Genomic DNA, 12900 nt, shown 5'->3' with positions numbered 1-12900 from the left:
AATTTGCTTGGCGACCATAGCGTTGCGGACCCACCTGATCCCATGCCGAACTCAGAAGTGAAACGCAGTAGCGCCGATGGTAGTGTGGGGTCTCCCCATGTGAGAGTAGGACATCGCCAGGTTTACTTTATGTTTTCAGATTTTTCAAAATCTGAAGGCAAAACTAAAACATAGCATTATCAAGTAAGACTAAGTTTTAGGAACAATTTGCGGAGAGATGGCTGAGTGGTCGAAAGCACCGGTCTTGAAAACCGGCAACCGTTAATAGCGGTTCTAGGGTTCAAATCCCTATCTCTCCGCCACTTTTAAATAAGCCCGTTGCGAAAGCAACGGGCTTTTTTCATTGTTTACAGAATGTGGGTCAGGTATGAGTTTTTCATTGCGTTTATAAAAAAAAGCCGGCTAGAGCCGGCAATAGGAACGTTTTTGAAACATTATGTTCGATTTGCTGCTTTATTTTTCAATGCCTGCTTTTCTGTCTCCGAGATGAATGCCAGTTCTAGGCCATTAACTTGTGCCTGACGAATTTGCTCCTGAGAGAGCCCAGCTTGCGGAGCAGCAACGTTGTACTCATAAGGTAGCTCTATGCCTTCAACAGCCGGATCATCGGTATTTAGACAGGCGAGTACCCCATGATCTAAGAACTGTTTTAAGGGATGATGGGTGAGTGATTCGACCGTACTCGTTTGGATATTTGATGTTAGACACGATTCAATTCCGATACGATGGTCGGCTAAGTAATCCATCAATTTGGGATCTTCAATGGCTTTAACACCATGGCCAATACGCGTCGCACCAAGAGACTGGATAGCTTGCCACATGCTTTCAGCACCAGCGGCTTCGCCAGCGTGAACGGTGACATTTAGACCAGCATCTTTTACTTGAGTGAAGTGTGTAACGAAGCGTTCACCCGGTTGTCCGAGCTCATCGCCTGCAAGGTCAACCGCAACGATGTTATCTTTGTGGCTGAGAATGGCATTGAGCTCCTGCTGGCAGGCGTCTGTACCAAAAGTACGGCTCATGATCCCAATCAGATTGGCTTGGATGCCGAAGTCACGAACTCCTGATTGTACCCCATCGATGACAGCTTCAACGACGCCTTCGATCGGTAGCTTGTGTTTCATGGCCATGTAGTAAGGTGAAAAGCGCAGCTCAGTGTAGTCGATCTCTGCTCTCATGGCGTCTTCCACGTTCTCGTAAGCGACACGACGGCATGCGTCTAAATCGCCAAGAACAGAGACTCCCCAATCTAACTTTGATAGAAAAGCAACCAAAGATGGCTCTGTTTCAACGACTTGCACATGAGGTGTCAGAGATGTGACATCGTATGCTGGTAGAGCAATGCCAAACTTTTGGCCTAAATCTAAAATAGTCTGGGTGCGAATATTTCCGTCAAGATGGCGGTGCAAATCTGTCAATGGTAAAGTTTTGGTTATCATTTTAGCCGTTCCAGTGGTTCGAATTGGGCTAAGTATAAGAATCAAAACTATAAGTGTCAGTAACAATTAGAGCTAAAATGGCACTGTTTTGGTGGTTTTTACCTCATGTTAACGATATACGTTGGATGATCGCAGCATTTTCGTTTAGTACAGCTCTTTGAGTTTTCTCGTTAAGGTATTTCTGCCCCAACCTAACACTCTAGCGGCGTCTTGTTTATGACCGTTGGTGTGCGCTAATGCGGCCTCTAAAAGTATTCGTTCAAATTCTGGTAGAGCAGAGGCCAGTAAAGCGGTATCGCCTTGAGAAAGGGATTGCTTTGCCCAATCGGACAATTGGTGTTGCCAACTGGTGTTATCGCTTTGGATGGCACTGGACTTATCTTCGAGTAGCTCTGTCGGTAAATCAGAAGGTAATATTTCACTGCCGCTCGCCATCACCGTCAGCCAGCGACAGGTGTTTTCCAATTGTCGTACATTACCTGGCCAATTGAGTTGATTCAAAGCATCAACGGTTGACGCATGAAGAGTTTTTACGTCGACACTCAGTTCTTCAGCCGCAAGTGAAAGAAAGTGGAGAGTTAGATTTTCTATATCCTGTTTACGCTCCCTCAATGCCGGAATTTGAACTCGGATAACATTGAGACGATGAAATAAATCTTCCCGGAAACCACCTTGATGGACCAGTTTTTCCAGATGCTGATGCGTGGCTGCGATGATTCTGACGTCTACTTTGATTGGAGCGTGGCCACCGACTCGATAAAACTGACCGTCAGCCAGCACTCTCAACAGTCGAGTTTGGATATCTAAAGGCATATCGCCAATCTCATCGAGGAATAAGGTCCCTCCATTGGCTTGTTCAAAACGGCCTTGTCGTACCGTGTTTGCACCAGTGAAGGCCCCTTTTTCATGGCCAAAGAGTTCAGATTCTATTAGGTCTTTGGGAATCGCTGCCATGTTAAGAGCAATGAAAGGTTTTTTCGCTTTTGGGCTATGCCGATGCAGCGCATGGGCGACCAGCTCCTTCCCTGTACCCGACTCCCCACTGATCAGAACCGAAATGGAGGAGCGTGAAAGCCTTCCGATAGCGCGAAAAACCTCTTGCATCGCTGGGGCTTTACCAATGATTTCAGGCGCATTATGGTCATGGCTATCCGATCCCGACTGATCGCGCTTTTGCTCTTGACGGTAAGCGATGGCGCGTTCAACTAAGGTGAGGGTTTCATCTACATCAAAGGGTTTAGGCAGGTACTCGAAAGCGCCTTTCTGGTATGCATTGACCGCAGCATCAAGATCAGAGTGTGCCGTCATAATAATCACTGGAAGCTCAGGTGAGCGTTCATTGAGTTGCTTAAGAAGCTCTAGGCCGTCGATGCCCGGCATGCGTATGTCCGAGACCAATACATCGGGTGTTTCGCGTTCAAGCGCCATCAAGACGCTTTCTGCATCGGAGAACGTATCGCATTTGATATTGGCTGAAGAAAGGGTTTTTTCGATTACCCAGCGGATGGAGCTATCGTCATCTACGACCCAAACGTATCCTTTACTCATAAAAAATATATCCTTTTATCAATGCAATTCGCCCAAATCAAATGGGTAGATAAATAGTAAATGTGGTTTTCCCTGGCCAACTTTCGACATCAATTTTTCCCTGATGTTGGTCAATCAAATTTTGAGCAATAGAGAGGCCCATTCCCGTGCCTCCTTTTCGACCACTGACCATGGGGTAAAACAGTGTGTCTTGCAGTTCGGTAGGAATACCTGGCCCATTGTCGATAATCTCGATACGCGCGGCTAGCTTGTAGCGTTGACCGTGTATATTGGCCTGATGCACTGTTCTGGTGCGGATAGTGATCTGGCCGTTTTGCTGTGTTTGAATCATTTGTCCAGCGTTACTGACGATATTGAGAAACGCTTGCTCAATTTGATCTGAGTCCATTAAAAATTCCGGCAAGCTGGGGTCGTAATCACGTTCAATAGTGACGGGCCGAGAGCCTTCCAGCTCGACCAGTTGACGCACTTTTTCTAGAACTAAATGCAGATTTTCAGTGGTCTTTTGACCTGGTTTTTGTGGGCCAAGTAGTCTATCCACTAACGAACGTAATCGGTCTGCCTGCTCTATGATGATTTGGGTGTATTCGGTTAAGGAAGGGTCTGGTAGTGTTCTCTCCAGCAACTGGGCTGCGCCGCGTAAACCGCCAAGTGGGTTCTTAATTTCATGGGCGAGGCCACGTACGAGCAATTTTGCGGCTTGTTGCTGAGCATGCTGATTGAGCTCTTGAGACAGGCGTCGTTGGTGTCCTATTTTTCGCATTTCCACTAAAAGCATCAGTTCCTTATTCCATGAGATTGGGCTGATGGTTACTTCTAACATCAGCGGTTTACCATCGACAACAAACGTGACATCACTATCTGTAATACTCTGACCGCTTTGAAGAGGCTGGGACAGTAGGGCTAAGTCCATTGAAGCATGTTGGATGAGTTTGGATAGAGGCTGATCAACAATTCGTTTTGCACTCTGTGAAAACAACTGTTCTGATGCAGGGTTGGCATAATGGATGTGAAGCGACTCGTTCATGATCAATACAGCAGTGACCTGATGATTGAGTATAATATTATCGAGTGGGCTGCTCACGGTTTTACCTCATGTTAACCTTAAAATGCGCGATGCACCAGATTGGTGCGACGTTCGCTCCAAGTATGGCCTAATGGACAATGAAGCAGAAGAAAAAAGTCTGTTCGTGACAGGTTCTTTGGGTTTAGCCCCCTTATTCGACCTTCTTTAGTGACGATGCAATAATCTTGCCTATATAGATTTCTATCTAAAAATAATCTGGGTCAATGAAAAATGAGTGGGTAGAGACGCTATTTCATGAAAAAGCCCACCAATAATTGGGTGGGCTTTGAGATCGGGGATATTGCTACGCGGAGTTAAACCGAGTAATACAATTCAAACTCAAGTGGGTGGGTAGTCATGTTCACTTGTTCTACATCATGAGACTTAAGGTTGATGTATGAATCGATAAAGTCGTCGGAGAAGACGCCACCAGCAGTGAGGAACTCACGGTCTAAATTGAGGCATTCCAGCGCATCTTTAAGCGAGTAAGCAACCGTTGGGATCTCTGCTGCTTCTTCCGCTGGAAGGTCGTAGAGGTCTTTGTCCATGGCGTCACCAGGGTGAATTTTGTTCTTGATGCCATCAAGGCCAGCCATCAACATGGCTGCAAAGCACAAATATGGATTTGCCGATGGGTCACCAAAGCGCACCTCGATACGACGCCCTTTAGGGCTTGGTACCACTGGAATACGAATCGATGCGGAACGGTTACGTGCCGAATACGCAAGCATTACGGGTGCTTCAAAACCGGGTACTAACCGCTTATAGGAGTTTGTTGAAGCGTTGGCGAAAGCGTTGATAGCACGGGCATGTTTGATAATACCGCCAATGTAGTGCAAGGCCATTTCAGACAGACCCCCGTACTTATCTCCCGCGAACAGGTTTACGCCATCTTTTGCGAGAGATTGGTGAACGTGCATGCCACTGCCGTTGTCACCAACAATGGGTTTTGGCATGAACGTCGCGGTTTTGCCAAACGCGTGGGCGACATTGTGTACGACATACTTATATATCTGAATCTCATCGGCTTTTGACGTGAGTGTGTTGAATCGAGTGGCAATTTCGTTTTGCCCAGCCGTCGCAACTTCATGGTGGTGAGCTTCAACTACAAGGCCCATTTCTTCCATGATAAGGCACATGGCGGAGCGAATATCTTGAGAAGAGTCTACTGGCGCTACTGGGAAGTAACCTCCTTTAATACCAGGGCGGTGACCTTTGTTGCCTTCTTCGTAGTCAGAGCCTGTATTCCAAGCGGCTTCTACATCGTCGATCTTGAAAAATGAACCAGACATATCTGTGGCAAATTTGACATCGTCAAAAAGGAAAAACTCGGGTTCAGGTCCAATCAGAACGGTGTCGGCGATGCCGGTTGAACGCATGAAGTCTTCAGCACGTTGGGCAATAGAGCGCGGGTCACGGTCGTAGCCTTGCATGGTTGCTGGTTCGAGAATATCACAACGCAGATTCAACGTTGCATCCTCTGTGAATGGGTCTAAGACCGCAGATGAAGCGTCTGGCATCATGACCATATCGGATTCATTAATGCCCTTCCAGCCCGCGACTGAGGAACCATCGAACATTTTACCTTCTTCGAAAAAGTCTGCATCGATTTGGTGAGCAGGGATAGAGATATGCTGCTCCTTGCCTTTTGTATCAGTAAAGCGCAGGTCTACAAACTTAACTTCATTTTCTTGGATCAGCGATAAGACGTTTTCTACTGACATGTCGGATAACCTCCAGTGTTATTTAAATTGGTATGAACGAGTTTGACGCATTAATTCAGCGTTGAATGGACGACAACCGTATTAATCGATGTATTGTTAACTAAGCCAAAACCATGCCAAAAAAATAGACTTTTAAAATCAATGATTTACACCGTAATCAATAAGTTCTACACCATGTGTTGCACCAAAAAAACAGTAATTGCACAAAGTTGGTGCATCATAAGTTAGCGCACCAATATGCAACAAAGCGTATTCTATTCAATTGTTATTCGCCACTATTATCACCCAACAATGCTGCCATAAACCGATAGATGACGCTTATTTTCATCGTCAGCATCAGAAAACCAACGTATCAGATCACATATTTCTGGGTTTTTCGCTAGAATCTGGTACATTATGGCCGTTTTTTTAATCAAGTAAGCGCGTTGTTAATTTCTCACTCTGAGGCGGCGGGCTACTTCTATCGAGCGAATCAAATCCATGGCTACTCCACAGATTGATAAATTAAGAAATATCGCGATCATCGCGCACGTTGACCACGGTAAAACGACACTGGTTGATAAACTACTCCAGCAATCAGGTACTTTAGAGTCTCGCGGCGAAGCTGAAGAGCGAGTCATGGACTCCAACGATATCGAAAAAGAGCGCGGTATTACCATACTGGCTAAGAATACGGCAATCAACTGGAACGACTACCACATTAACATCGTAGATACCCCTGGACACGCCGATTTTGGTGGTGAGGTAGAGCGTATTATGTCGATGGTAGACTCGGTGCTGCTTATTGTTGATGCGGTTGACGGTCCTATGCCACAAACTCGATTTGTGACTCAAAAGGCGTTTGCTCACGGCCTCAAGCCAATCGTTGTCATTAACAAAATTGACCGCCCTGGTGCTCGCCCTGATTGGGTTATGGACCAAGTTTTCGACTTGTTTGATAATCTAGGCGCTACCGATGAACAGCTAGACTTTAAAGTCGTTTATGCATCAGCACTGAATGGCTGGGCGGCCCTTGAAGAAGGCGAAACTGGCGAAAACATGGAGCCCCTGTTCAAAACGATCGTTGAGGAAGTGGCTGCACCTGAAGTTGATCTAGACGGACCATTGCAGATGCAGGTCTCTCAGTTGGATTACAGTTCTTACGTGGGCGTGATTGGTGTTGCCCGTGTGACTCGAGGTAGTGTTAAACCTAACCAGCAGGTGACTGTCGTCGGTGCGGATGGTAAGACGCGCAATGGTAAAGTGGGCACCGTGATGGGCTATCTTGGCCTTGACCGCCATGAAGTCACGCAAGCGAATGCGGGTGATATTATTGCGATCACCGGCCTAGGTGAACTGAAAATTTCTGATACGATTTGTGCTCAGAGTCATGTCGAAGCGTTACCTGCTCTATCTGTTGATGAACCAACAGTGACGATGACATTCCAAGTGAATACCTCACCATTTGCGGGTAAAGAAGGAAAATTTGTTACGTCACGTAATATCCTTGAACGCCTAGAGAAAGAACTTGTGCATAACGTGGCTCTTCGCGTTGAGCAAACCGATAATCCAGACAAATTCCGAGTGTCAGGCCGTGGTGAACTTCACTTGTCTATTCTGATCGAGAACATGCGTCGCGAAGGATTTGAGCTTGCAGTGTCTCGTCCAGAGGTCATTATCAAAGAAGAAAATGGTCAGTTGATGGAACCATTTGAGACGGTCACGATTGATGTTCTTGAAGAACATCAAGGTGGTATCATGGAAAACATTGGTCTGCGTAAGGGTGAGCTTAAAGACATGGCCCCTGACGGAAAAGGGCGAGTGCGAATGGACTTTGATATGCCCTCACGTGGTCTCATTGGTTTTCAAACAGAGTTCATGACTCTAACCTCAGGTTCTGGTCTTCTTTACCATACATTTGATCATTATGGCCCGCACAAAGGCGGCAATATTGGTCAGCGTATTAACGGTGTCTTGATTGCTAACGCAGCAGGTAAAGCGCTGACTAACGCACTGTTTAACCTACAAGAGCGTGGTCGCTTATTTATTGGCCATGGTGTTGATGTTTATGAAGGTATGGTGATCGGTATCCATAGCCGTGACAATGATTTGACTGTGAATGCGTTAAAAGGCAAACAGTTGACGAACGTACGTGCATCGGGAACGGATGATGCGCAGGTACTGACGCCGCCTATCAAACATACGCTAGAGCAAGCTCTCGAGTTTATTGATGAAGACGAGCTGGTGGAAGTAACACCTGAAAGCATTCGTATCCGTAAGAAGTTCCTGACTGAGAGTGATCGCAAGCGCGCTTCACGTTCAGCTAAGTAAGAACCGAAAGTGGAAACGTTAAGCCCTGAGCATCGCTCAGGGCTTTTTTTTGCACGTTTAAAACGAGTATGCCACGTTTTTATAAAGCGTTGCTTAGAGTGTCTCTTCGGCGCTAAAACGAGTGACAACAATACCAATCGCCTTTTTTGGGAAGCTGGTGTTCAATCGGTCATGAATCCCAATATTGGGGGTCGCCGAGTTGGAGGTCCACTTCTCGACCTAAAATTGTCGTCTCCAGCGTCGAGAGTGTTATTATAATGCAACCAGTTGCTCTTCGGGCCAGTGTTGTATTACTTTCTCCGGTTTGAGGCACTGATACGGTAGGACTCGCTCATCTGATGTCATTGGCCTCTAGCTGGCCAAGTGAGCGGTTAACACAGCAAGTCAGCAGCGAGCTGTCTCGTTTTGAAACGTGATTGGCGGGCAGAGATTTGATTTGGGTATAAAGCGACAATACATTCGCCAGTGAGTGCTGCAAGATGGGGCGATTTTTTGCTCTATGAGCGCTAAGGGAAATTACGTTGAACATCCAATTATTGACTAAGCAAAGCATCGCATTCTTACGTTATCTTCTTGGCCGAATGGGGCACGATAGAATCAACATCAATGCTGGGTATTTGGCCTACATTACTCTACTTTCTATCGTTCCCATGTTGACCGTACTATTGTCAGTGCTCTCTTCCTTCTCGGTATTTGAAAATGCGGGAACAGCGATTCAAGACTTTGTCATTATGAATTTTGTTCCAGCCGCGGGTGATGTGGTGAAAGGGGCCCTGTTTGAATTTGTGGCCAATACTGGAAAAATGAGTGCGGTCGGCGGGGGATTTCTTTTCGTGGCTGCGCTGATGCTAATCTCTAATATCGACAAAAATTTGAACTACATTTGGCGGATACAGCATAAACGTCGTGTGATGTTTTCTTTTTCGATGTACTGGATGGTTTTGACATTAGGTCCGATTATGGTCGGAACCAGTATTGCGGCGACATCTTATATCACTTCCTTGAAAATCCTTGATAGCGAGACGATTTCAAGCGTGTATGAGGTTTTACTAAGCTGGTTGCCATTTTTGCTGTCTTTTTTCGCGTTTATGGGGTTGTACTTACTGGTTCCGAATAAGAAAGTGATGGTGTCTAATGCTGCAATTGGTGCTGTGGTTGCAGCACTTTTATTTGAAGCGAGTAAAAAAGGGTTTGCTTTGTACATCACCCAGTTTCCTTCGTATCAACTTATTTATGGTGCTTTGGCCGCGATCCCAATTTTGTTTGTCTGGGTCTATCTGTGCTGGTTGATTGTGTTGATTGGTGCTGAAGTCACCGCAGCCTTGGGAGAGCGAGAATTGTGGAGTGAAGAGCCAGAAATGGTACACTCCGTCGAGATAGAGGACAGGTCGCAAGAGGTGCAACGTAGTGATAGCGCTAATTCAAAGAGTCAGTAAAGCTTCGGTAACAGTGAATGAGGATGTCGTGGGTCAAATTGACCGAGGGCTACTTGTTTTTTTGGGTGTAGAAAAGGGCGATGATGAAGCCAAAGCTCAACGTTTGATGGAGCGTGTGACCACTTACCGCGTCTTTGCTGATGGACAAGGTAAAATGAACCTTAATGTGAAGCAAGTTGAAGGTAAAGTGCTAGTGGTTTCTCAGTTCACTCTACCGGCTGATACAAATAAAGGGACGCGAGCGGGGTTCTCTCGTGGCGCGCATCCGACCGATGCAGAACGACTGTACGATGTCTTTGCTGATCACTGTGAGCAAGTTTTGCCAACGGAACGAGGGCGTTTTGCGGCGGATATGGAAGTCTCTTTGGTTAATGATGGCCCAGTGACGTTCTGGCTGCAGGTATAATGATATCGAATGGCTAGAGAAAGGCGGTACGTCTTTCCAATAAAAGGATTTTTATGTTTAAGCTGATCACTCCGAAAACGGACAACCAACTAAACAAGTATTACCATTTTAGATGGCAGATGCTTCGTGAGCCTTGGCGCATGCCGATTGGTTCTGAACGTGATGAATATGACCCTATGAGTCATCATCGCATGATTGTCGATGGGCGAGGAAGGCCGATGGCAATTGGTCGTTTATATATCACACCAGACAGTGAGGCTCAGATCCGTTACATGGCCGTTAAGGGCAATCGCCGTGGTAAAGGTATGGGCTCGTTGGTGATGGTCGCACTGGAGTCTTTAGCTAGACAGGAAGGTGCAAAGCGCATTGTGTGTAATGCGCGTGAAGATGCGATTTCTTTTTATGAAAACAATGGCTTTGAGCGTCGAGGTGAGGTGAATGACGAACGAGGGCCATTACGACACCAGCAAATGGTGAAGAAACTCGACCCGATGGCCAATGTTTTGAGGAAACCGGAGTGGTGTAAAGAGCTTCAGGAACGTTGGGAAAATCAGATCCCGATAAGTGACAAAATGGGCATTAAAATCAATCAATATACGGGATACCAGTTTGAGTGTTGCTCCCAGCTCAACCCTAACCTTAATCCTCACAATACCATGTTTGCTGGCTCAGCCTTTACTTTGGCGACACTCACGGGCTGGGGGATGACTTGGTTGCTTATGAAAGAGCGGGGCTTAACGGGGGATATTGTATTAGCTGACAGCCAAATCCGTTACCGACATCCAGTCACACAGAACCCAGTTGCTTCGACTTCTCTTGATGGGATCAGCGGTGATCTGGACCGTTTAGCGTCTGGCAGAAAAGCACGGATCGTCATCCATGTGATTATCAATAGTGGCGAGACGGAGGCCGTTGAGTTTATTGGCACCTATATGCTGTTACCAAATTATAGGTCGGCATTGGACCTCCCCGAGAAATGATCTCAAGGTGAATGGTTGGGGGTGTTACCACACATCTCTTTTACCACCGATTTTAAGGCGATAACATCAGACCATAAGCGTTGACAGCCTTGTTGAGTGGTGAAAATGAGGGACCCAAATTGAGGTTTAGTGAGGTCAATACGGCCAGCCAATTGCGCACTATCACTGTGAGCGTTGATAGTTATTCGTCCTCGATCGGCGCTTAGGAGTAAATTATCCAGCGGCCAGCGTTGCTGGAAAACAGCGTTCGTCTCGTCGTCTCGATACGCGATCTGCGTGCTATGTAAATCCACGTTGACTGAGCCACTTAAACTGTGTGCCAACATTCTGTAGTCTCCGGACAACCCACTGAGTTCTAGCTTAATTTCTGCCAGTCCTGTCACGTCGAAGGGGAGTCTCTCTTGGAGGTTGGGGTTGTCGAGTGGTAACCCATCGGCATGAACGCTGAGTGTCCAAGGTTCGCTCAGCAGCTCGCGTTGCCATTTACCGTTGGCTTCAATGTACCCACTGGCTAACGGAATGAAAGCACGTTTTAATGTGATGTTGCCATTCTCTGCTTGTGCTTGAACCAACGCTTGTGTCGTGAGGACTTTGTCCACACTTGCATTGCTGACACTGAGTTCCAAGTTACCATTAAAGAGCCCTGTTTGTTGTTGCTCAATAAGTGTGAGGTGCTTACCCTCGATATTGAGCCCTGAAACCTGCCAATAGGGGCGGTGTTCGACCTGAATGAACTGAATGTTGTGGATATCTAGCTCATCAATACTGAAAGTCTCTAAACTGAGTGGAGAGCTCTGAATGAGCGCCATAAGTTGATCCGTATCTTCGGTCCATTTTACACCGGAAACGTCGAGGCGCTGTAAGGCGATTTCCTCGGGTTTCACCACCCCCGACAATTGCACCCGCCCTTGCTTAAAGTCGGCATCGAATTCATTCACAGAGAGTCTGTTGGGGTCAAAACTTAACTGTGCTGAGGGCGATAGGAAGCGCAGCTTGCCATAGTTTGCACTTTCTGCGTTAAAAGACATGACCCCTTTACTTTGGTCCCAAATTGAATGATCTAGCAGAAGGTTTTCAAATGAGGCATCCAGTTGCGTGAATTGCCAGCCTTTGAAGTGGATATTGCTATCGAGTACATCAAGACTATTAATATGATTGACGGGGACATTGAGGGTACGCAGTGAGGAGAATAATTTGTCAATCTGAGTGTTGTTGTCAAGATTGAGTCTATTCACCGTGACATTGATCAGTGACCACTTCAGACCCAGTTGTTCGGCTTGACCAGAAACATCGGCATTCTGCCATTTAAACGATGCGCCATATATTGTGCTATCTTGTTTTTGGTATTGAGCGTCAATCAAAAGATCGTCAAATGCTTCTCCATCGACATAAAGTTGTTTGGTTGATAGTTGAATATTGCCATAGGGCAAGTCCTGTTCGTCTGATCCCCACTGCGGTTTAATGATCTGGAGGCTGACATCTCGGGCAGACCAGGTCGGTGCAGTGATATCTAAGTGTTTTAGTGCCAACTGTTCGATATTAAGTGTTCGCAACAGGGTTGAATTCAACTGCTTTATACTCAAGTTAGCGCCTTCAATAAGCACTGAGTCAAGAGACAGTTTTTTACCTAGAAGAAAAGACCGATCGAGCCATATGGTGAGTTTAGGGACTTGTATCGCTTTGGGTTGAGAATCAATGAGGACATCTTCAAACGTGAATTGATAGGGTGGAGTGTAAACCGCTTGGCCAACCGTGATGGAGTAGGGGGTGAAGTGCTGAGAGATCAGATTAATGACATTGTTTGCATACTGAGTCTTCATTAAGGTAAAAATGGTCAGTAGTGGCAAACTGAGCAGACAAACCAGTACGATGCTAGTGATCAGCAGTGTTTTCTTCACGATTTTCAACCTTGCGTAAACAGATTTAGCTAGCTTGGAACATTTTATCTTATCAAGCAATAAAAAAGCCCCTCTGCAGAGGGGCCTAGTTCT

The 12900-nt window shown here is 46.3% G+C and carries 9 protein-coding genes, 1 tRNA gene and 1 rRNA gene; 6 read left to right on the top strand and 5 right to left on the bottom strand.

What is annotated here, in order from left to right:
• Positions 1 to 6 precede the first annotated feature (6 nt).
• A 5S ribosomal RNA gene (rrf, locus tag HLM86_RS18495) occupies positions 7 to 122 on the top strand.
• 89 nt (positions 123 to 211) lie between these two features.
• Positions 212 to 302: transfer RNA gene (locus tag HLM86_RS18490), tRNA-Ser, on the top strand.
• Between the two features lie 132 nt (positions 303 to 434).
• Here the strand turns inward: HLM86_RS18490 and add are convergent.
• The 4 genes from add to glnA form a co-directional block, all read right to left on the bottom strand.
• Positions 435 to 1439: an adenosine deaminase gene (gene add / locus HLM86_RS18485; protein WP_170883674.1), complete on the bottom strand. Its 1005-nt coding sequence runs from the start codon at positions 1437 to 1439 to the stop codon at positions 435 to 437.
• A gap of 144 nt (positions 1440 to 1583) precedes the next feature.
• Positions 1584 to 2987, bottom strand: coding sequence for a nitrogen regulation protein NR(I) (gene glnG, locus HLM86_RS18480; RefSeq protein WP_076589100.1), 1404 nt, complete (start codon positions 2985 to 2987; stop codon positions 1584 to 1586).
• Between the two features lie 37 nt (positions 2988 to 3024).
• Positions 3025 to 4071 (bottom strand): nitrogen regulation protein NR(II), encoded by a 1047-nt coding sequence (gene glnL, locus HLM86_RS18475; RefSeq protein WP_076589099.1) that lies wholly within the window; start codon positions 4069 to 4071, stop codon positions 3025 to 3027.
• A gap of 296 nt (positions 4072 to 4367) precedes the next feature.
• A complete protein-coding gene (glnA, locus tag HLM86_RS18470; RefSeq protein WP_076589098.1) occupies positions 4368 to 5777 on the bottom strand; it encodes a glutamate--ammonia ligase in 1410 nt (469 codons plus the stop codon).
• Positions 5778 to 6257: 480 nt separating this feature from the next.
• Between glnA and typA the strand changes: the two genes are divergently transcribed.
• The 4 genes from typA (at position 6258) to HLM86_RS18450 (ending at position 10909) form a co-directional block, all read left to right on the top strand.
• Positions 6258 to 8087 (top strand): translational GTPase TypA, encoded by a 1830-nt coding sequence (gene typA, locus HLM86_RS18465; RefSeq protein WP_076589097.1) that lies wholly within the window; start codon positions 6258 to 6260, stop codon positions 8085 to 8087.
• Positions 8088 to 8608: 521 nt separating this feature from the next.
• Complete coding sequence (locus tag HLM86_RS18460) at positions 8609 to 9523, top strand: virulence factor BrkB family protein (protein ID WP_170883675.1); 915 nt, start codon at positions 8609 to 8611, stop codon at positions 9521 to 9523.
• On the top strand, positions 9495 to 9929 hold the full coding sequence (gene dtd / locus HLM86_RS18455) for a D-aminoacyl-tRNA deacylase (protein WP_170883676.1): 435 nt from the start codon (positions 9495 to 9497) through the stop codon (positions 9927 to 9929). The genes HLM86_RS18460 and dtd overlap by 29 nt, the downstream gene beginning before the upstream one ends.
• Positions 9930 to 9982: 53 nt before the next feature.
• Positions 9983 to 10909 carry a bifunctional GNAT family N-acetyltransferase/hotdog fold thioesterase gene (locus tag HLM86_RS18450; protein ID WP_076589094.1) on the top strand — a complete coding sequence of 309 codons (927 nt, stop codon included), beginning with the start codon at positions 9983 to 9985 and terminating at the stop codon, positions 10907 to 10909.
• A gap of 2 nt (positions 10910 to 10911) precedes the next feature.
• On the opposite strand, the gene HLM86_RS18445 is transcribed toward HLM86_RS18450, so the two are convergent.
• A complete protein-coding gene (locus tag HLM86_RS18445; RefSeq protein WP_170883677.1) occupies positions 10912 to 12807 on the bottom strand; it encodes an AsmA family protein in 1896 nt (631 codons plus the stop codon).
• Positions 12808 to 12900: the final 93 nt, after the last annotated feature.

The organism is Vibrio ostreicida, assembly GCF_013074385.2.
GTDB classification, from domain to species: Bacteria; Pseudomonadota; Gammaproteobacteria; order Enterobacterales; family Vibrionaceae; genus Vibrio; species Vibrio ostreicida.
The sequence above is the reverse complement of the archived record's forward strand: the minus strand, read 5'-3'. Positions and strand labels throughout refer to the sequence as shown.

Coding starts and splice junctions, on each gene's coding strand:
- add (WP_170883674.1), bottom strand. CDS start 1,439: ATGATAACCAAAACTTTACCATTGACAGATTTGCACCGCCATCTTGAC.
- glnG (WP_076589100.1), bottom strand. CDS start 2,987: ATGAGTAAAGGATACGTTTGGGTCGTAGATGACGATAGCTCCATCCGC.
- glnA (WP_076589098.1), bottom strand. CDS start 5,777: ATGTCAGTAGAAAACGTCTTATCGCTGATCCAAGAAAATGAAGTTAAG.
- typA (WP_076589097.1), top strand. CDS start 6,258: ATGGCTACTCCACAGATTGATAAATTAAGAAATATCGCGATCATCGCG.
- HLM86_RS18450 (WP_076589094.1), top strand. CDS start 9,983: ATGTTTAAGCTGATCACTCCGAAAACGGACAACCAACTAAACAAGTAT.